Here is an 18,328-nt window from a genome sequence, read left to right as displayed (position 1 = left end):
CCGCGGGCAGGGTCAATAACGCGGCCTTGAATTTAAGGGGCCGGAGGCCGCTTTGCAGCCTTTTCCAGCCCGGTGGCCAGCATATCCCAGACCCGCCTGATCCGTGGGGTCTGCCGCATGCTGGAATGGGCCGCCAGCCAGACCGGCAGGGGAGGTATGTGAATGTCCAGATCCAGCTCTTCCACCTCGGGGTCCAGATGGGCGACACCGCATTGCGAAAACCCGATCCCGCAGCCCGCCCGCAAGAGCTGCCAGTAGGCGGATTGGTTGTCACAGCGGACGGCAAAGTGATGCCTGTCCGCGTGGATGTCCATTGCCCGCATGGTGCGCAGGATCAGATCGTCGTCGTCATAGCCGATCAGATCATGGGCCCAGAGGCTTTCCAGATCTGTTGGCCGTCCGCGGCGGTCCAGATACCGTTTGGCGGCAAAGGCCCCGAGCGGCAGGTCCGTGATGTGGCGGGTCACAATATCAAGCTGGGTCGGGCGGTACATGCGCACGGCGATATCGGCAGCGCGAAACACCAGGTTTTCCGAGGCATCGCTGGGCACCAGTTCCAGTTCGATCTGCGGCAGCGCAGCGCGGATATCAGCAAGGATCTGCGGCAAGATGTAATGTGAGGCAAAGATGCTGGCGGTGATGCGCACGGTGCCCTTCAGATCCTGCGATTGGCCCGCCGCGGTCAGGCCGATCGCGTGCATGCGGGCGTGAATGTCCTGCGCCATCGGCAGCAATGCTTCGCCTTCCGGGCTTAGGTGTAGGCCGCGCGGATGGCGGTTGAACAGCCGCTGCCCAAGCTGCTCTTCGAGGGTCTGAATATGGCGGCCCATGGTGGGCTGGCTGCGCCCCAGCTGCGCGGCCGCCGCCGAGAGCGAGCCGGTTTCGGCCACGGCAAGGAAGCTCTGGATCAGGGACCAGTCGCTGAGTGTCGTTTTGTCCATTCAATATTGAATGGCAGATCTGAAAATTTATGCAATTGGTATATTTTGGTGAATGGATACATTGAGCCTGTCCACGATGGAAGGAACAGAACATGACACGGAAGGTTCTCATTCTCGGCGCCTCTGGCCGGTTCGGCCGTGCTTGCGCCCATGCCTTTGAACAGGCGGCGGCCGAGGTCACCCGCTTTGACCGCAAACGGGACAATCTGATGCAGTCGGCGCAGGGCAAGGATGTGATCGTTGCGGCCTGGAACCCGGCCTATCCCGACTGGGCGGCGCAGGTACCGGATCTGCACGCAAAGATCATCGCGGCGGCCAAGGCCAGCGGCGCCACGGTGATTGTGCCGGGCAATGTCTATGTCTTTGGTGCCAGCACATCGTCGCCCTGGTCCGAACGCTCGCCCCATCGGGCCGAAAATCCCTTGGGCCGCATCCGCATCGCGATGGAGAACGCCTACCGGACTTCTGGCGTGCGGACCATCGTTCTGAGAGCAGGTGATTTTCTGGATACCGAACAGTCGGGCAATTGGTTTGACGCGGTGATGACGGCGAAACTGGCCAAGGGCCGGTTCGTCTATCCTGGTAACCCGGATCTGCAGCATGCCTGGGCCTTTCTGCCGGATCTGGCGCGGGCTGCCGTTGCACTGGCTGCGCGCGGGGATGAATTGCCGGTCTATCTGGATGTGCCGTTTCCGGGCTACACCCTCACGGGGCGAGAGCTGTTTGCGGCAGTGAATGAGAGCCTGAACAAACCGGTCGCGCTGAAAGGCATGTCGTGGTGGCCATTAAGGCTGGCGGCACCGGTCTGGCCGATGGGGCGCTGCCTGCTGGAGATGCGCTACCTCTGGAATACGGCGCACCGGCTGGACGGCAGCGTGTTGCGGAACCTCCTCCCAGATTTTCAGGAAACGCCACTGGCCGAGGCGATATCGCGAGCGCTGCCTGCCGCCTATGTGAAAAAGAGGCTTGATCAGGATCTTCGTTCCCGCCGCTTAGTCGGAGCCTGAAGGATCCGGTCTTGGCAGTTCAATATCAACCCAGACCAGCCGGTGACGGCTGGCGCGGGAGGCGCTGTCCGTGCCCGGGAGGGACCAGAGCACCCCTGCATCTGCCACCGGCAGATTGACCGAGGGGAGGATATAGTCGACCCGCATCTGCCCGGCGCTATCCCACTCCACCGTGTTGAGGCCCGCCTCGGCACTGGTGGGGCGGGGGTCCTGAAGTCTGGGATCGTCCAATAGCTGGCGGATTGCGGCTTTGATGCCCGCGCCTTTGCCGGGGTCCAGATTGGCGCCGCCAGCGATCACGAACTGGCGCAGATCCGCAGGCTGGAACGGTTCGGGCAGGCGGCCATCCAGCAACAGTTGCCACAGGCGGATTTCGTCATGGTTGCGGCGGCCATTGCGGTCTTCCGGTCCATCAAACACCGGTGGTCCCGCCTGAAAGGTCAGCAAATCCAGCCGCGCTCCACCGGGCAGGCGTAGTGGAACCACCCAATGGACGGTGGAGGATAGCCGCTGCACCGCCTGCGCCGTGGCCGACGGGAAGGGGGTGCCGTCCGCGTTTTGTGGCAGCAACGCACCGGGCAGGTCGCGCCACAGTATCGGCGAAAGGTCGAGAACCTCAGCCGTGTCGATGGGGATACGGGACAGGACGGCGATTCCGCCGCGGCCGGTGAAATCGCCATAGCCCTGGGAATCCCCCGGGCCACCCAGACGTCCATCACCATCCAGATCCAGACCCGTGGGAAGGCCAGCATTCGGCGCGGCGGCAAACAGATAGGGGAAAGGATGCCCGGCGAGCGCCAGATGGCGCTCCAGCGCCCGAAGGGTCCGGTTATGATAATCCCAGTCAATACCCTGCAAGGTCAGAACATCAGGCTTTGCCGCCAGGATGACGTCGATCACGGCGGCGATCTGCGGGTCCTCTCCGCGCTCGATATCGCGTAGCAGCAGGCCGGGACCCTTGCGGAACAGTTCGGTATTGAAGGTCGCGATCCGCACCGTATCAGCCTGTGCGGGCAGGAACAGAGACAGCAAAAGGAAGGCACCGGACAGAACAAGACCGGCGCGGCGTCTCATGCGGTTTGCAGAGTCTCGGGATCGGCATAGGCGGCGCGGCGGCGCTGGGCGATCAACTCGGCCACCCGCATCAGCGCCAGCCCGCGCATGATCATCGAGGCTGGGACAAAGGCCCAGGCGCTGACCGTCCAGACCAGAGTCTGCGGTGCGGCAAACACCGCGGGGTCAATGATTCCCGAGGCCAGTTTGATGGCCGCCGGAATGGCAAACGGCAGCAGCGCGCCGATCACCATGTTGACGCGTCCGTCCCGTTGCAGACGGATCACCACATCGCCGCCCGTGGTGGGATCGAACAGCGGCAAGTTAACCCAGACGTTGAAGGCGCCGTTGCCCAGCGGCCAGTTCCCGATGCGGACCGCCAGCGCAAAGGTTATGATGCTGAGCGCCGCCACCAGATAGCTGATCCCGGCTGCCGAGCGAACCGCCAGAACCGTTGCGTCGGGCACATCGGCGGGCATCATCAGGGTGGTCAACTGCACCGGGGAGTAGGCGAAATCCATCCCGGCGCCCAGTCGCGCGGCCACTTCATGCACCAATGCGGTCAGACCGGTCGGGTCCAGCGGATGGCGGGCGAGCAGGCTGAGCAACCCGACCATGGCAAAAAGAGACAGGAACCGCATCCGGTTCAGCGGCGGTGCCTGACGGAATTCGACAAAGCTGGGAAAGCTGGAGAAATATTCGGCAAAGGTAAGGGTGCCCCCCAGAAGCGCCATGAAGACGATAATCTCGGGGGATTCGGTGGCCGATACCGGCAGCAGCAAGGACGGCATCGCGATCAACAATGCCACCAATACGCCGCGGGTTGCCGCGCCTATGATGCGTGCAAACACTACGATCTGTTCCCTTCAACCTGGACTGGCCGGTGCTTTGCCGTGCCTTTGTTCCAACTTGTGCCCCGGATCTGCGTCCAGGAGTCTGCCTCAATTCTGCCCTATTTCTGCACGCTGGCAGGAAACCACTCAAGGGTGCTGAAAGAGAATCCACCACCCGGGCGGGTGTTCGGGCTGGAACTGGTGCCGGAATACATCAATAGATGCCTTCTGTTTCAGCACCTTGTAGGCCGATATACCAGATTTAGGGGAAGCGGTTGGGGCAACCGCAAGCCGTCATGACGGGGTCAGCCTGCGATTGCGCGGGCCGCGAGAATCTTAGGGAATATGTCTCAATTGTGGCGCGGTGCCGCAAATGGGGCTGTGCAGGAACAAAGAAAGCCGCCCGGAACGGGCGGCTTTCAAATGTGTCAGAATGGCAATGCCGGAAGGGATCAGACCCAGGGGCGTTCCTGGGCCATCTTGTTTTCGAAGGCCTCGATCGCTCCGGCTTTCTCCATGGTCAGCCCGATATCGTCGAGACCGTTCAGAAGGCAGTGCTTCTTGAAGGCATCGACGTCGAACTTGATCACTTCGCCGTCCGAAGTGGTGATTTCCTGCGCTTCCAGATCCACGGTCATGCGGGCATTGGCGCCCTTTTCCGCGTCCTTCATCAGGATATCGACCTGTTCCTGCGGCAGAACGATCGGCAGGATGCCGTTCTTGAAGCAGTTGTTGAAGAAGATGTCGGCAAAGGAGGTGGAGATCACACATTTGATGCCGAAATCCGCAATCGCCCAGGGCGCGTGTTCGCGGGAGGAGCCGCAGCCGAAGTTATCGCCCGCAACCAGGATCTCGGCGTTGCGGTATTGCGGCTTGTTCAGCACGAAATCGGGGATTTCGCTGCCGTCGCGGTTATAGCGCATCTCGTCGAACAGGTTCTTGCCGAACCCGGTCCGCTGGATCGATTTCAGGAACACCTTGGGGATGATCATGTCGGTGTCGATGTTGACCAGCGGCATGGGCGCGGCGATACCGGTGAGCTTTTCAAACTTTTCCATCGTGCTGGCTCCTTACATCAAATCACGGACATCGGTCAGATGACCGGTGATGGCAGCGGCGGCGGCCATGGCCGGGCTGACCAGATGGGTGCGGCCCTTGTAGCCCTGACGCCCCTCGAAGTTGCGGTTCGAGGTGGCGGCGCAGCGCTCACCCTCGGACAGCTGGTCGGGGTTCATCGCCAGGCACATGGAGCAGCCCGCAAGGCGCCACTCGAAACCGGCCTCCTTGAAGATGTCTGCCAGGCCTTCTTCTTCGGCCTGAGCGCGGACCAGACCCGAGCCGGGCACGATCATGGCGCGCATGCCGTCCTTGATCTTCTTGCCTTTGACCACTTCGGCCACGGCGCGCAGATCCTCGATCCGGCCATTGGTGCAGGAGCCGATAAAGACGGTGTCGATCTCGATGTCGGTCAGTTTCTGACCGGGGGTGAGGCCCATATACTCGATCGAGCGGCGGGCCGCTTCGACCTTGCCGCCTTCGAACTCTTCGGGGGCGGGCACGACGCCGGTGATCGGCAGCACGTCCTCGGGCGAGGTGCCCCAGGTCACGACGGGCTGGATGTCTTCGCCTTTGAGCGTCACGACCTTGTCGAAATGCGCGCCTTCGTCGGTGTAGAGCGTCTTCCACCAGTCCATCGCGGCTTCCCACTGGGCGCCTTTCGGGGCGTGCGGGCGGCCTTTGACGTATTCAAAGGTGGTTTCATCCGGCGCGATCAGGCCAGCGCGGGCGCCGCCTTCGATGGCCATGTTGCAGACGGTCATGCGACCTTCCATCGACAGATCGCGGATCGCTTCGCCGCAATACTCGATGACATAACCGGTGCCGCCGGCGGTGCCGGTCTCGCCGATCACCGCAAGGGTGATGTCCTTGGCGGTGACGCCCGGTTTCAGCTTGCCGGTGATCTCCACCTTCATGTTCTTGGATTTCTTCTGGATCAGCGTCTGGGTGGCCAGAACGTGTTCGACCTCGGAGGTGCCGATACCATGCGCCAGCGCGCCGAATGCGCCGTGGGTCGCTGTGTGGCTGTCACCGCAAACCACGGTCATGCCGGGCAGGGTCCAGCCCTGTTCGGGGCCGACGATGTGCACGATGCCCTGGCGGATGTCGCTGACCGGGTAATAGTGCACGCCAAATTCCTTGGCGTTCTTGTCGAGCGCCGCAACTTGGATGCGGCTTTCCTCGGTCATCTGCGCCGGATCCTCGCGGCCTGCCGTGGTGGGCACGTTGTGGTCCGGCACGGCGATGGTTTTATCCGGGGAATGCACGGTGCGGCCCGCCATGCGCAACCCCTCAAAGGCCTGCGGGCTGGTTACTTCGTGAACCAGGTGGCGGTCGATATAAAGCAGGCAGGTGCCATCCTCTGCTTCATGCGCAAGATGCGCATCCCAGATTTTGTCATAGAGTGTTTTGGGGGACATGGGTCCTCTCCCGTTCTGTATTGGAATAGCTGGCTTTGGGCTGGGCTGCAGCCTTATAGGCGCGCCAGGACCGTGCGGGCGGCGCCATAGAACCGTTCGCGCAGGCGTGCGCGGTCTTGCAGTTCGATTTTCTGGGCCAATACGAAGGTCATGCCTGTCAGATACATCCGCCCCGCCTGACAATCAAGGTTCGAGCAGTGCGGTTCGAAAGGGCGCCGCCCAATCCCGGCTGCGCGGTTTTCCTTGCAACCTCATTACGGCCGACGCCATGCTGGGCGGTGGAGGTCCCCATGAATCAAGAGCAGTTGCCCGAGACATTGATCGAATTTCTGGTGTCGCTGTGGAACAAAGTCTGGATGCTGTCGGAGCAGTTCCTGACCCCGGGCTGGCGACAGTATCAGATGCTGATCGTTGGCGGGCTGGTGATTCTGGCTTATCTGCTACGTCTTTTGACCAAAACACAGTGGGACAATTGGGGGCATCGCCGCACCGGCTGGCCAAAGTGGCGGCTGCGGGCGCTGATTCACATGATCCGGCGGCTGACGCTGATTTACTTCATCGTCTTGTCCTGGGCGGCTTACCTGCTGATGCAGAATGTGACCTGGCCGTCGCGCAGCTACCTGATCGGGATCGCGGCGACCTTGGCCACGGCCTGGCTGGTGATCGGGATCATCGCTCGGCTGGTGCGCAATCACACGCTGCGGCGGCTGTTCACATGGTCCCTGTGGATCTACGCGACGCTGGTGGCGCTGAACCTTGTCGATGACGTGGCAGAGTTTCTGGACAGCGTTGCGATCACATTTGGCGCCATGCACCTGTCGATGCTCGCGGTTCTGAAGGCGCTGATGCTGGCGGCGGTGCTGCTGACGCTGGCACGTTTCGGCTCTAACGCGGCGGGCAAGGGGCTGAAGGGCAACAGCGATATCTCTCCTTCGATGCAGGTGCTGATCGGCAAGGCCATCCAGCTGGCCCTCTATGGGCTGGCAATCATTATCAGCATCCGCGCCATCGGCTTCGACCTCACCGGGCTTGCGGTGCTTTCCGGTGCGGTTGGTGTTGGCATCGGTTTCGGTCTGCAGAAGGTGGTTTCCAATCTTGTGTCGGGCATCATCATCCTGATGGATCGGTCGATCAAGCCGGGGGATGTGATCTCGCTCGGGGAGACCTTCGGTTGGATCAATGCGCTAGGCGCGCGCTATGTCTCGGTGGTGACGCGGGACGGGCGCGAATACCTGATCCCGAACGAGGATCTGATCACCTCGCAGGTGGTGAACTGGTCCCATTCCGACCGCTACGTGCGGCTCGATATCAATTTCGGTACCGGCTATGGCGATGATCCGCATCAGGTGCGCCGGGTGGCCATTGCCGCTGCGCGCTCGGTGAATCGGGTGCTGTCCACCCCCGGCAAGGCGCCGGTCTGTCACATCATCGGCTTTGGCGACAGCAGCGTCGATTATGTGCTGCGGTTCTGGATCAGCGATCCGACGGCGGGGCTGACCAATATCCGGGGCAATGTGTTTCTTGCCCTCTGGGACGCTTTTCAGGCCGAAGGCATATCGATTCCCTTCCCGCAGCGCGAAGTTCGGGTTCTGAATACTCCGCTGGAAATCTCAGAGCCGGTAGAAGAGCCCGCGCCAGAGGCGCCAAAGGGTTGAAAAAGAGTGCGCATATGCCATCGCGGCAATGCAGCGAAGCTTCATTGAAAAAAGGCCCCTGTCTTGCTACATTTAACACAGCCCCGGCGCCGGGGGTGTTTCGGCGCGCAGCAAGGAGGACACTGTCCTGTCACCCGAACCCCAAGCGGCAGTTGCCGCTGTTAATGAGGCAGCCCCTATGCCTGCCAAGACTCGACCCACCAGCGAGGTGCTGCTGGAGCGGATCCTGACCTCTCTGGATGATGACAAGGCCGAAGATGTTGTGCAGATCGATCTGCGCGGCAAAACGGCCATTGGCGACTTCATGGTCATCGCTTCCGGTCGCTCAACCCGTCAGGTTGCGGCCATGGCCGAAAAGCTGACCGACCGGCTGAAGCAGGACTACGGCATCATCAGCAAGGTCGAGGGCAAGGACGCCGGCGACTGGGTGCTGATCGATACCGGCGACGTGATCGTCCATATCTTCCGCCCCGAAGTGCGCGAGTTCTATCAGCTGGAAAAGATGTGGGTGCCCGGCGCGGGCGCGACCAGCAGCTGATTTTGGAAACGGGGGCGGCTGCCCACGACCACCAGGGTCGGCGGCGCCCCGAAAGACCTGCCTGTGATTTCCTTGGCTGAGATCGACAGGCGGGCGGGATCCCTCTTATGCGTGTACATATCTGTGCGGTCGGGCGGCTCCGCTCCGGCCCGGAAAAATCCCTGATCGACGACTATCTGACACGGTTCGACCGCACCGGCCGCGCCCTTGGTCTTGGCCCTGCGCGGGTGGTCGAGGTCGAGGACAAGAAGAACCTTGGCATGTCTGCCGAGGCAGATCTGCTGCGCAAGGCTTTGCCCAAGGGCGCGCTGATCTGCACCCTGGATGAACGGGGCAAGCTGCTGTCCTCGCCCGATTTTGCGGGCAAGATGGCAGACTGGCGCGACAGTGGGCGGCAGGATCTGGCGCTGATCATTGGCGGCGCCGATGGCATCGATCCCAGCCTGCGCGCAGAGGCGGATTTTTCGATCTCATTTGGCAAGATGGTCTGGCCGCATATGCTGGTCAGGGTGATGCTTGCCGAGCAGATCTACCGCGCCGCAACCATCCTGTCCGGCAGTCCTTACCACAGAACCTGATCGGGCTGGTCAGGGCAGGGTCAGGCGAAAGCTTTCGTCACTCCAGCCATCCACGATGCAGCGCGCCTGAAGGGTGACGTGGCGGGTTCCTTCCGGGATTGCGATGCCGCTCAGGCTGCGGGTGAAGGGCTGTTCGTTCACATGCGGATGCGCCAACACCCGCAGACCCAGTTCGCGGCCATTCTCATCCAGCACACGCCAGCCATCGGCATAGTGCTCCCATCCCGTATCGGCATGGGACAGCGTCACGCTGATCGTCCAGCTGCTGCCGTTCTGGTGGGCGGTTGCACCTTCGATTCGGGGCGCCTCGGCGAGGGCGGGGGAGGCCGCGCTCAGCGCGCAAAGCAGGGTGATCAGAGCAGGTTTCATGAAGTGCATCATAGTCCGGTCGCGGTGATGTGCGGAATCACGAAGATGTGATGCCAGCATCCTGTCCCGGCGTCTCGGGTGGGATGCGCAACAGCACGCTGCGGGACTGCGATGCGAATTCGCGCCGGTAAAGCACCGCCAAAGTGATCAGCGTGGCCAGGATCAGCGGGATCGCCCCCGCCAGCCACGCAGCCGAGGCCAGCGCGAAATAGGTGCAGCGCATACCCCGGTTGAAACTGCGCGCGGCGGTGATCGACAGATCCGCCGCCTGCGCTGCGCGGGGCAGGGCCAGTGGCTCAGCGGGATCATTGGGCACCGCCGCCATCAGTACCGAACAATAGCCGAACAACCGGTGCGCCCAGACATATTTCAAAAAGGCATTGGCCAGAAACAGCAGAACCGTCAGGATCTTCACCTCCCAGACAAAGGCGGGCGCGCTGTCCTGAATCAGATCTTCGGCAACGCCAGCCAGCTGTTCGGTATTGCCAATCAGGGCCAGTCCTCCGCCCATTGCGATCATCGAGGCCGAGGCAAAGAACGTCGTGCCTTGCCGCAGGCCGCTGATAAGCTGCGCGTCGAACATGCGGGGCTGGCGCGTCACCATCTGCACCATCCAGTCGCGCCGGAAATCCGCCATCAGGTAGGACACCGAAGGCTTGCCAGCCGCCGGGTTCTCGATCCGCCAGCCGATCCAGATCCAGCCCGCGACAATCAGCGTTAGCGCGGCAAAATCCAAGGTCGAAAACAGGGCGATACGGTCAATCCAGATCATGCCGCCACCCTAGCCCAGCAACTGGTCCCTTGCCAGATGGCATGAATTGGTAATATAAGTTTACCAAAGAGGAGTGCCCGCCATGGAAATGCCAGCCCCGGATCCCAAAGTCTTGTCGCGCAAAGCCCACCTGGCTGCGCGTCTGGCAAAGGTTTTGCCCGCAGACGCCCTGATCACGGAGGAGGCGGAGACCCGTGCCTATGAATGTGATGCGCTGACGGCTTACAAATGTCCGCCGCTGCTGGCGGTGCTGCCGCGCAGCACGGCTGAAGTGTCCGAGGTCTTGCGTATCTGCCACGAAGAGGGCGTGCCTGTAGTGCCGCGCGGGTCGGGCACCTCGCTTGCCGGGGGCGCCCTGCCAACCGCGGATTGCGTGATCCTGGGCGTTGCACGGATGAATGACGTGCTGGAGACCGATTACGAGAACCGCATCATCCGGGTGCAGACCGGGCGTACCAACCTCTCCGTATCCGGCGCGGTGGAGGAGGAGGATTTCTTCTACGCGCCCGACCCGTCGAGCCAGCTGGCCTGCGCCATTGCCGGCAATATCGCGATGAACTCGGGCGGGGCGCACTGCCTGAAGTATGGCGTGACAACCAACAACCTGATGGGCGTTACCATGGTGATGATGGATGGCACTGTGGTCGAAATCGGCGGCGCCCATTTGGATGCGGGCGGCTTGGATCTGCTTGGTGTCATCTGCGGCAGCGAGGGGCAGCTTGGCGTCGTGACCGAGGCCACCCTGCGGATCCTGCACAAGCCCGAAGGCGCGCGCCCCGTGCTGATCGGCTATGACAGCAACGAAGTGGCAGGCGCCTGCGTCAGCGACATCATCAAGGCGGGCGTGCTGCCCGTCGCCATCGAATTCATGGACCGTCCCTGTATCGAAGCCTGCGAGGCCTTTGCCAAGGCGGGCTACCCGATGTGCGAGGCGCTGCTGATCATCGAGGTCGAGGGCAGCGATGCCGAGATCGACGCGCAGCTGAAGGTGATCAAGGATATCGCCCAGTCCCACAATCCGGTCGAACTGCGCGAGGCCACCGATGCGGATGAAGCCGCGCGGATCTGGCTGGGCCGCAAATCCGCCTTTGGCGCCATGGGGCAGATCAACGACTACATGTGCCTTGATGGAACCATTCCGGTGTCCTCGCTGCCCTACGTGCTGCGCCGCATCGGCGAGATGAGCCAGGAGTTCGGGCTGGCGGTGGCCAATGTGTTTCACGCCGGCGATGGCAACATGCATCCGCTGATCCTGTTCGACGCCAATAAACCCGGAGACCTTGAACTCTGCGAGGAATTCGGCGCCGAGGTACTTAAACTCTGCGTCGAAGTCGGCGGCTGCCTGACCGGCGAACATGGCGTCGGGATCGAAAAACGCGATCTGATGCTGCACCAGTACTCGGGCGATGATCTGGAGGCCCAGCTGAAGGTCAAGGATGTCTTCGATCCGCAGTGGCTGCTGAACCCGGCCAAGGTCTTCCCGCTGTCGGTAACCGAAAGCCGCCGCACTCCGGCGCTGGCGGCGGAATGAACCCTGCCTTCAATGATTCTCCAGAACGTTTGGAAAAGACCATGATGCGACCCGAAAGCGAGGCCGAACTGGCCGGGATGATCGCTGCGGCCAAGGGCCCCCTCAACATCCAGGGCGGCGGCACCCGTGGCATGGCGGTGGAAGGGGAGACCCTGAGCCTTTCTGCCCTCAGCGGGGTTGAGCTTTATGAACCCGGCGCGCTGACCCTAGTGGCCAAGGCCGGAACCCCGGTGGCCGAGATCAAGGAATTGTTGGCCGCAGAGAACCAGCGCCTTGCCTTTGAACCGGCGGACTACCGCGCCCTTCTGGGCACCGACGGCACGCCGACCATCGGTTCGCTCTTTGCCGCCAATATCTCTGGCCCGCGCCGCATTCAGTCGGGCGCGGCGCGGGATTTCCTGCTGGGCGTACGTTTTGTCGATGGCACCGGCCAGATCGTCAAGAACGGCGGCCGGGTGATGAAGAACGTCACCGGCTATGATCTGGTGAAACTGATGTCCGGCGCGCAAGGGACGCTGGGAGTGCTGAGCGAGGTGTCCTTCAAGGTGCTGCCGCGTGCGGCGCAGATGGCCACCGTTTCGGTTGGCGGTCTGGATCTGCCGGGCGCGGTGCGGGCGATGTCCGCGGCGCTTGGCTCGCCCTTTGATGTGACCGGGGCCGCATATGATCCCGACACGATGACCGCCCATATCCGCGTCGAAGGCTTCGAAGAATCGGTGGGCTACCGCTGTGACGCGCTGGTGAAGCGGCTGGCTGAGCACGGCATTGCCCACCGCGCCGAAGCAGGTGAGGATCTGTGGCAGGGCATCCGCGATGTGGCGGCGTTCCACGGCCATGACGGTGACGTCTGGCGGATCAGCGTGAAACCGTCCGATGCAGTGGAGTTGGCGCCGCGCCTTGGCGCGACGGCTTTGCAACTCGACTGGGGTGGCGGGCTGATCTGGGCGCTGATGCCCGAAGGTAGCGACCTGCGCAAAAAGATGTCGGGCGCTGGCACCGGAATGGAGCCGGTTCCAGGCCATGCCACCTTGGTTCGCGCCAGTGCCGAAACCGCTGCGCGCCTTGGCCGGTTCGAACCGCAACCGGCGCCTCTTGCGGCCCTGTCCAAGGGGCTGCGCGATCAGTTCGACCCCCGCGGGATCCTGAACCTTGGCCTGATGGGATAAGACATGCAGACTGAATTTACCGAAGACCAGCTGAAGGATCCCGGCATTCAGCGCTCGAACGAGATCCTGCGTTCCTGCGTGCATTGCGGATTTTGCACCGCGACCTGTCCGACCTATCAGGTTCTGGGGGATGAGCTCGACAGCCCGCGCGGGCGGATCTACCTGATCAAGGACATGCTGGAAAACAACCGCGTGCCGGATGAAAAGACGGTCAAACACATCGATCGCTGCCTTTCCTGCCTGGCTTGCATGACCACCTGCCCGTCGGGCGTGCATTACATGCACCTGATTGACCACGCGCGCGCTTATATCGACAAGAATTACAAACGCCCCTTTGCCGACCGGGCGCTGCGCTGGGTTCTGGCGCAGATTCTGCCCTATCCGGGCCGATTCCGCCTGGCGCTGTTTGGCGCGAAACTGGCGCGTCCCTTCAAAGGGCTGGTGCCCGATGCGCGGCTTCGGGCGATGCTGGACATGGCGCCCAAGGATATCCCGCCGGTCAGCCGTAACGATGATCCGCAAAGCTTCACCCCCGCAGAGCCGCGCAAGAAGCGCGTGGCGCTGATGACGGGCTGCGCGCAAAAAGCGCTCAACACCGATATCAATGATGCCACCATTCGCCTGCTGACCCGGCTGGGCTGCGAGGTGGTGGTGGCCAAGGGTGCGGGCTGCTGCGGGGCGCTGACCCACCACATGGGCCGCGAGGATGAGAGTCACGCGACGGCTGCCAAGAATATCCGCGCCTGGTGCGATGAGATTGACGGCGAAGGGCTGGATGCCATCGTCATCAACACCTCGGGCTGCGGCACTACGGTGAAGGATTACGGGCATATGTTCCGCAACGATCCCCTGGCAGCGGATGCGGCGCGGGTATCGGAACGGGCGATGGATATTTCCGAGCTGCTGATGCAACTCGACCTGCCCGAAAGTGGCGACAAGGGGCTGACCGTTGCCTATCACGCGGCCTGCTCACTGCAGCACGGCCAGCAGATCAAGACGCATCCCAAGACGCTGCTGAAACGCGCCGGTTTCAAGGTTGTGGAGCCTGCCGACAGTCATCTGTGCTGCGGGTCGGCCGGGACCTACAACCTGATGCAGCCCGAGATCTCGGGGCAGTTGAAAGAGCGGAAGGTGAAAACGCTGGAGGCGAAGAACCCCGACCTGATCGCCGCTGGCAATATCGGCTGCATGATGCAGATTGGGTCAGGCACCAAGCTGCCCATCGTGCATACGGTTGAGTTATTGGACTGGGCCACCGGTGGTCCGAAACCGCCGGCGATGACCGATGGGAACGGGCATGCCGCCACGGCCGAGGATCAGGTGCCGATCCTGCGCTGATCCCACAGTGGTAAATTTTTTGCGGGGCCGGGCTGTATCAGCGCGGCCCTTGCCGTATTTTCGCCCCAACAGATACCTATCCTGAAAGCAGGGTGAGCAGGGAGACATGCGTGCGGCATTGGGTTTTCGGGATTTTGGCGGCGCTGCTGCCCGCGCTTGTGGCGGCTGGTGACAGCCGACTTCAGCGGCTCGACACCACGGATGCGGGCCGCGCCTGGGAGGCGGTTGGCCGTCTCGATGTCAATGGTGAAGGCTTCTGCACAGGTTCTCTGATCGCGCCGGATCTGGTTCTGACAGCAGCACATTGTCTGTTTGATGGGCGGACCGGTCAGCGGATCGCCCCAGAGACGATCGAGTTTCTGGCCGGCTGGCGCAATGGCCGCGCCTCGGCCTATCGCTCGGTGCGCCGGGCGGTGATCCACCCCGACTATGTCTATGATGGCGAGGTATCGACCGGGCGGGTGCGCAAGGATATCGCGCTGTTGCAGCTGCAGCGCCCCATCCGCAACACCACCGTTATCCCGTTCGAAACCGACCGGCGCCCGCGCAGGGGGAGCCGGATTGGCGTGGTGTCTTATGCGCATGATCGCTCCGAAGCGCCCTCGCTGCAGGAGGTCTGCGCCGTCACTGCGCAGCAGCAGGGGGTTCTTGTGATGTCCTGCGATGTGGATTTCGGCTCCTCCGGAGCGCCGGTGTTTTCCTTTGACGGGAAAACACCACGCATCGTCTCGGTGGTCTCGGCCAAGGCAGAGGTGAACGGCCAGCGGGTGTCGCTTGGCGCGGCGCTGGGCGAGGGGCTGGATCTGTTGCAGGCGCAGCTGACCGGCACCCATATCGGCAGCCGCATGCCGCCCGGTGTGGGCCGGGTTCAGGTCGGCGATGGCCGCCGTACCAGCGGCGCCAAATTCATCCGCCAGTAGGCCTCAGGCGGGGGCATATTTCCGCGCCCTGCCAACCTCTTGAAACCCGCGATGCAGTCCTTATCTCGATTGTGTCGGGTCGCCGCCAAGCGGGGCCCGATGGAAATGAACGCCCTGCCCCAGACGTGGGAGGGCAATGTACATATCGCTCAATGATGAGGATGACACATATGCGTACCTTTGATTTTGCACCGCTGCACCGTGCGACCGTGGGATTTGACCAGATCGCGGACCTGATGGACCGGGTTCTCAGCAACGATGTAAGCCAGCCCAGCTATCCCCCTTACAATATTGAAAAGACCGATGCCGACAGTTATCGAATTTCGATTGCGGTCGCCGGTTTCTCCGAAGCCGACCTCAGCGTCGAGGTGAAGGAGCACGCCCTGGTCGTGTCGGCCCGCAAGGCCGAAGCGGATGAGGACCGGACCTTCCTGCACCGCGGCATCGCCACCCGCGCGTTCGAGCGCCGTTTTACACTGGCCGACCATGTGCGCGTCACCGGCGCCAGCCATGCGGATGGCATGCTGCATATCGACCTGCAGCGCGAAGTGCCCGAGGCCCTGAAACCGCGCCGGATCGAGATCAGCTCTGCCACACCGCAGCGCGCCGAACTGGAAGCGCAGAAGGTCAACTGATCCTTCCCCGCACAGGGTTCTGCCTGCTTTGAAACTCCCCGAGGTCGCCGTCCTACCCGTGGCGGCCTTCCTTCCCCCGTGTCCGGATGTCGGGCGCGGGGGCTTTTGCGTTTGGCGCATCTCACGGTCGAAACTGACCGGATGGTAGGGACCGTCCTTTTCTGCTATCAGAAGCTGGAAAGGAGCCGCCATGCCCCCTGCCTCTCGCCCGGCTGATCGCCCTGCGCCACGATCCACAAATCGTCCGGACGAATTCGTCCTGGCTGCAACGCAGCTTTTTGCAAACCGGGGCTATCACGGCGCCTCGATCGCCAATATCGCGGATGAACTGAGGCTGACCAAACAGGCTCTCTTGCACCATTTCGGCAGTAAGGACGCGCTGTATGAGCGGGTGCTGGAAGGGGTAGCGGATCGCATGATGCTGATGCTGATGGAGGCGCAGAACCCCGATGCCGCGCCGGAGCAGCGGCTTGAGACGTTTTTCGAAACCTATCTGGACGAGGGGCTGCTCAATCCTGCCGACAGCCGCCTGATCCTGCGGGAGCTGCTGGATGACCGACAGGAAGGCCAGCCCGCCGAACGCTGGTTCCTGCGGCCGTTTTTGCAGGAACTGATGGCCATGGTGCAGGATGCACCGGCCTGGCGCGCCGCGCCGCCCGCGGCCGCATTGGCAGCGGTTTGCGATCTTCTGGGGGCGATCAGTTATTTCGCCATGTCGCAACCGGTTCTGCCGCGTCTTCCGGGGCAGGCAGGGGCGGTCGAGGCTTTTCGTGCGCAGATACGAAAAAGGGTCCGCGACCTTGCCAGTCACGGACCCCAATCCTGATGCTCTGATCCTTTGCGTGCCGGATCAGACCGACATGCAGATGTATTTCATTTCCAGATAATCCTCGATGCCGTGATGGCTGCCTTCGCGGCCCAGACCGGACTGTTTGACGCCGCCAAAGGGCGCGACTTCGGTCGAGATGATCCCGGTGTTGACGCCGACGATGCCGTATTCCAGCGCCTCGGCCACCTTGTAGACCCGGCTCAGATCCTTGGCGTAGAAATAGGATGCAAGGCCAAAGATGGTGTCATTGGCCATGGCGATGACCTCGTCCTCGTCCTCGAATTTGAACAGCGGCGCCAGCGGGCCGAATGTTTCCTCGGTCGAGAACTGCATATCCGTGGTGGCGCCGGTCACGATGGTCGGCTGGAAGAAGGAGCCGCCGAGCTCGGACGGGTTGCCGCCCAGAATGATCTCGGCGCCCTTGGCCGTGGCGTCTGCCAGATGGGCTTCTACCTTTTCGACGGCCTTGTCGTTGATCAGAGGGCCGAACTGCACACCGTCCTCAAGACCGTCACCGACCTTCATCTTGGCAACCGCCTCTTTCAGCTTGGCGGCGAAGGCATCATAGACACCGGCCTGCACGTAGATCCGGTTGGCGCAGACGCAGGTCTGGCCGTTGTTGCGGAACTTGCACATGATCGCGCCTTCGACAGCAGCGTCGAGATCGGCATCGTCAAAGACGATGAAGGGCGCATTGCCACCCAGCTCCATCGAGCATTTCATCACCTGATCCGCCGCTTGGCGCAGCAGCAGACGGCCAACCGGGGTCGAGCCGGTGAAGGTCAGCTTGCGGACTGCCGGGTTCTCACAGAATTCCAGCCCGGTTTCTGGCGCGTCCGAGGTGGTGACCACGTTGAACACACCCGCCGGAATGCCTGCGCGTTCCGCTAGAACCGCCAGCGCGGTGGCCGAGAGGGGCGTCAGCTCGGCCGGGCGGGCGACAAAGGCGCAGCCTGCGGCCAGCGCCGGACCGGCCTTGCGGGTGATCATCGCGTTGGGAAAGTTCCACGGCGTGATCGAGGCGGCAACCCCGATGGGCTGTTTCAGAACGGTGATCCGCTTGTCGCGCTGATGGCCGGGAATGGTCTCGCCATAGATCCGCTTTGCCTCCTCAGCAAAGAACTCGATGAAGGAGGCGCCATAGGCGATCTCGCCTTTGGCTTCGGCCAGGGGTTTGCCCATTTCCGCGGTTAGGATGATGCCCAAGTCGTCCTGGTTTTCCATCATCAGGTCAAACCACTTGCGCAAGACATTTGCGCGTTCCTTGCCGGTCCATTTGGCCCAGTCTTTCTGTGCGGTTTCGGCCTGGGCGATGGCACCTGCAACCTGCGCGCGGCTGAGATCGGCAACTTCAGCAACCACATCGCCACGCGCGGGGTTGGTGACATCAAAGGTGCCCTTGTCTCCGTCAACAAACTGGCCGCCCACATAGGCGCGGGTTTCCAGCAGGGTCGGGTCCTTCAAAAGGGACTTCAGCTCGGTGTTCTTGGTCAGCATTGGTGTCTCCCCGGATTATTTGCAGGCATGCAAATCAGCTGGTCATTCATATGTCCAGAACCTTCGATGAGTCCAGAATTTGATCATAAATCTGCCGGACGCTGGGCATAGGCTAAGCAGAAGGGCCGGATGCCGCCGCTTCAGTTAGCTGTTTGACATTGTCCCGCGCAGCCCGTCACTTTGGCAAAA

Annotated in this window: 19 protein-coding genes; 10 read left to right on the top strand and 9 right to left on the bottom strand. The window is 62.3% G+C overall.

From position 1 onward, the window contains the following. Window positions 1-32: 32 nt before the first annotated feature. Window positions 33-941 (bottom strand): LysR family transcriptional regulator, encoded by a 909-nt coding sequence (locus SM766_RS16535; RefSeq protein WP_368948490.1) that lies wholly within the window; start codon window positions 939-941, stop codon window positions 33-35. A 92-nt stretch (window positions 942-1,033) separates the two neighbouring features. Between SM766_RS16535 and SM766_RS16530 the strand changes: the two genes are divergently transcribed. Beyond that, window positions 1,034-1,948 carry a sugar nucleotide-binding protein gene (locus SM766_RS16530; protein ID WP_368948489.1) on the top strand — a complete coding sequence of 305 codons (915 nt, stop codon included), beginning with the start codon at window positions 1,034-1,036 and terminating at the stop codon, window positions 1,946-1,948. Here SM766_RS16530 and SM766_RS16525 read toward each other — a convergent pair. The 5 genes from SM766_RS16525 to SM766_RS16505 all read right to left on the bottom strand — a co-directional run bounded on the left by SM766_RS16525 (window position 1,934) and on the right by SM766_RS16505 (window position 6,478). Further along, window positions 1,934-3,022 carry an endonuclease/exonuclease/phosphatase family protein gene (locus SM766_RS16525; RefSeq protein WP_368948488.1) on the bottom strand — a complete coding sequence of 363 codons (1,089 nt, stop codon included), beginning with the start codon at window positions 3,020-3,022 and terminating at the stop codon, window positions 1,934-1,936. The genes SM766_RS16530 and SM766_RS16525 overlap by 15 nt on opposite strands. Beyond that, window positions 3,019-3,852 carry a hypothetical protein gene (locus tag SM766_RS16520; protein ID WP_368948487.1) on the bottom strand — a complete coding sequence of 278 codons (834 nt, stop codon included), beginning with the start codon at window positions 3,850-3,852 and terminating at the stop codon, window positions 3,019-3,021. The genes SM766_RS16525 and SM766_RS16520 overlap by 4 nt, the downstream gene beginning before the upstream one ends. Before the next feature lie 434 nt (window positions 3,853-4,286). Continuing rightward, complete coding sequence (gene leuD / locus SM766_RS16515) at window positions 4,287-4,892, bottom strand: 3-isopropylmalate dehydratase small subunit (protein WP_065271697.1); 606 nt, start codon at window positions 4,890-4,892, stop codon at window positions 4,287-4,289. Window positions 4,893-4,904: 12 nt separating this feature from the next. Further along, window positions 4,905-6,311 (bottom strand): 3-isopropylmalate dehydratase large subunit, encoded by a 1,407-nt coding sequence (gene leuC, locus SM766_RS16510; RefSeq protein WP_274868273.1) that lies wholly within the window; start codon window positions 6,309-6,311, stop codon window positions 4,905-4,907. Window positions 6,312-6,364: 53 nt separating this feature from the next. Further along, window positions 6,365-6,478, bottom strand: a complete 114-nt coding sequence (locus SM766_RS16505) for an isopropylmalate isomerase (RefSeq protein ID WP_065271695.1) — start codon at window positions 6,476-6,478, stop codon at window positions 6,365-6,367. Window positions 6,479-6,601: 123 nt separating this feature from the next. Here SM766_RS16505 and SM766_RS16500 point away from each other — a divergent pair, with 123 nt between their 5' ends. The 3 genes from SM766_RS16500 (at window position 6,602) to rlmH (ending at window position 9,082) form a co-directional block, all read left to right on the top strand. Continuing rightward, the gene (locus tag SM766_RS16500; RefSeq protein ID WP_082996041.1) at window positions 6,602-7,966 is read left to right on the top strand and encodes a mechanosensitive ion channel family protein; all 1,365 of its coding nucleotides are present in this window, start codon (window positions 6,602-6,604) and stop codon (window positions 7,964-7,966) included. Window positions 7,967-8,144: 178 nt separating this feature from the next. Further along, window positions 8,145-8,504 (top strand): ribosome silencing factor, encoded by a 360-nt coding sequence (rsfS, locus tag SM766_RS16495; RefSeq protein ID WP_274830456.1) that lies wholly within the window; start codon window positions 8,145-8,147, stop codon window positions 8,502-8,504. A gap of 107 nt (window positions 8,505-8,611) precedes the next feature. Next, a complete protein-coding gene (gene rlmH / locus SM766_RS16490; protein ID WP_274833243.1) occupies window positions 8,612-9,082 on the top strand; it encodes a 23S rRNA (pseudouridine(1915)-N(3))-methyltransferase RlmH in 471 nt (156 codons plus the stop codon). A gap of 9 nt (window positions 9,083-9,091) precedes the next feature. On the opposite strand, the gene SM766_RS16485 is transcribed toward rlmH, so the two are convergent. Next, entirely contained in the window at window positions 9,092-9,451 is a 360-nt protein-coding gene (locus SM766_RS16485; RefSeq protein WP_368948486.1) for a hypothetical protein, read from the bottom strand. Window positions 9,452-9,488: 37 nt separating this feature from the next. After that, window positions 9,489-10,223 carry a DUF599 domain-containing protein gene (locus SM766_RS16480; protein WP_368948485.1) on the bottom strand — a complete coding sequence of 245 codons (735 nt, stop codon included), beginning with the start codon at window positions 10,221-10,223 and terminating at the stop codon, window positions 9,489-9,491. A gap of 82 nt (window positions 10,224-10,305) precedes the next feature. Here SM766_RS16480 and SM766_RS16475 point away from each other — a divergent pair, with 82 nt between their 5' ends. The 6 genes from SM766_RS16475 to SM766_RS16450 all read left to right on the top strand — a co-directional run bounded on the left by SM766_RS16475 (window position 10,306) and on the right by SM766_RS16450 (window position 16,639). After that, complete coding sequence (locus tag SM766_RS16475; protein WP_274830460.1) at window positions 10,306-11,754, top strand: FAD-linked oxidase C-terminal domain-containing protein; 1,449 nt, start codon at window positions 10,306-10,308, stop codon at window positions 11,752-11,754. A gap of 44 nt (window positions 11,755-11,798) precedes the next feature. Beyond that, a complete protein-coding gene (locus tag SM766_RS16470; protein ID WP_368948511.1) occupies window positions 11,799-12,920 on the top strand; it encodes an FAD-binding protein in 1,122 nt (373 codons plus the stop codon). Window positions 12,921-12,923: 3 nt separating this feature from the next. Continuing rightward, window positions 12,924-14,258: a glycolate oxidase subunit GlcF gene (glcF, locus tag SM766_RS16465; protein WP_368948484.1), complete on the top strand. Its 1,335-nt coding sequence runs from the start codon at window positions 12,924-12,926 to the stop codon at window positions 14,256-14,258. A 131-nt stretch (window positions 14,259-14,389) separates the two neighbouring features. Then, complete coding sequence (locus SM766_RS16460; protein ID WP_490363365.1) at window positions 14,390-15,178, top strand: trypsin-like serine peptidase; 789 nt, start codon at window positions 14,390-14,392, stop codon at window positions 15,176-15,178. Between the two features lie 170 nt (window positions 15,179-15,348). Continuing rightward, the gene (locus SM766_RS16455; protein WP_065271688.1) at window positions 15,349-15,813 is read left to right on the top strand and encodes an Hsp20 family protein; all 465 of its coding nucleotides are present in this window, start codon (window positions 15,349-15,351) and stop codon (window positions 15,811-15,813) included. 190 nt (window positions 15,814-16,003) lie between these two features. Continuing rightward, the gene (locus SM766_RS16450; RefSeq protein ID WP_368948482.1) at window positions 16,004-16,639 is read left to right on the top strand and encodes a TetR/AcrR family transcriptional regulator; all 636 of its coding nucleotides are present in this window, start codon (window positions 16,004-16,006) and stop codon (window positions 16,637-16,639) included. 24 nt (window positions 16,640-16,663) lie between these two features. Here the strand turns inward: SM766_RS16450 and SM766_RS16445 are convergent, their stop codons facing one another. Continuing rightward, on the bottom strand, window positions 16,664-18,139 hold the full coding sequence (locus tag SM766_RS16445; protein ID WP_368948481.1) for an NAD-dependent succinate-semialdehyde dehydrogenase: 1,476 nt from the start codon (window positions 18,137-18,139) through the stop codon (window positions 16,664-16,666). Window positions 18,140-18,328: the final 189 nt, after the last annotated feature.

Source organism: Pseudophaeobacter sp. A-200-2, from assembly GCF_041008815.1.
GTDB classification, from domain to species: domain Bacteria; phylum Pseudomonadota; class Alphaproteobacteria; order Rhodobacterales; family Rhodobacteraceae; genus Phycobacter; species Phycobacter gallaeciensis_A.
Note: the sequence above shows the minus strand (reverse complement) of the source record. Positions and strands in the feature narration are given on the sequence as shown.

Excerpts from the sequence above, each read along its gene's own strand:
- SM766_RS16530 (WP_368948489.1), top strand. The coding sequence starts at position 1,034 with ATGACACGGAAGGTTCTCATTCTCGGCGCCTCTGGCCGGTTCGGCCGT.
- SM766_RS16480 (WP_368948485.1), bottom strand. The coding sequence starts at position 10,223 with ATGATCTGGATTGACCGTATCGCCCTGTTTTCGACCTTGGATTTTGCC.
- leuD (WP_065271697.1), bottom strand. The coding sequence starts at position 4,892 with ATGGAAAAGTTTGAAAAGCTCACCGGTATCGCCGCGCCCATGCCGCTG.
- leuC (WP_274868273.1), bottom strand. The coding sequence starts at position 6,311 with ATGTCCCCCAAAACACTCTATGACAAAATCTGGGATGCGCATCTTGCG.
- SM766_RS16450 (WP_368948482.1), top strand. The coding sequence starts at position 16,004 with ATGCCCCCTGCCTCTCGCCCGGCTGATCGCCCTGCGCCACGATCCACA.
- SM766_RS16505 (WP_065271695.1), bottom strand. The coding sequence starts at position 6,478 with ATGTATCTGACAGGCATGACCTTCGTATTGGCCCAGAAAATCGAACTG.
- SM766_RS16500 (WP_082996041.1), top strand. The coding sequence starts at position 6,602 with ATGAATCAAGAGCAGTTGCCCGAGACATTGATCGAATTTCTGGTGTCG.
- SM766_RS16485 (WP_368948486.1), bottom strand. The coding sequence starts at position 9,451 with ATGAAACCTGCTCTGATCACCCTGCTTTGCGCGCTGAGCGCGGCCTCC.
- rsfS (WP_274830456.1), top strand. The coding sequence starts at position 8,145 with ATGCCTGCCAAGACTCGACCCACCAGCGAGGTGCTGCTGGAGCGGATC.
- SM766_RS16535 (WP_368948490.1), bottom strand. The coding sequence starts at position 941 with ATGGACAAAACGACACTCAGCGACTGGTCCCTGATCCAGAGCTTCCTT.
- rlmH (WP_274833243.1), top strand. The coding sequence starts at position 8,612 with ATGCGTGTACATATCTGTGCGGTCGGGCGGCTCCGCTCCGGCCCGGAA.
- SM766_RS16470 (WP_368948511.1), top strand. The coding sequence starts at position 11,799 with ATGCGACCCGAAAGCGAGGCCGAACTGGCCGGGATGATCGCTGCGGCC.
- SM766_RS16445 (WP_368948481.1), bottom strand. The coding sequence starts at position 18,139 with ATGCTGACCAAGAACACCGAGCTGAAGTCCCTTTTGAAGGACCCGACC.
- SM766_RS16525 (WP_368948488.1), bottom strand. The coding sequence starts at position 3,022 with ATGAGACGCCGCGCCGGTCTTGTTCTGTCCGGTGCCTTCCTTTTGCTG.
- SM766_RS16475 (WP_274830460.1), top strand. The coding sequence starts at position 10,306 with ATGGAAATGCCAGCCCCGGATCCCAAAGTCTTGTCGCGCAAAGCCCAC.
- SM766_RS16455 (WP_065271688.1), top strand. The coding sequence starts at position 15,349 with ATGCGTACCTTTGATTTTGCACCGCTGCACCGTGCGACCGTGGGATTT.
- glcF (WP_368948484.1), top strand. The coding sequence starts at position 12,924 with ATGCAGACTGAATTTACCGAAGACCAGCTGAAGGATCCCGGCATTCAG.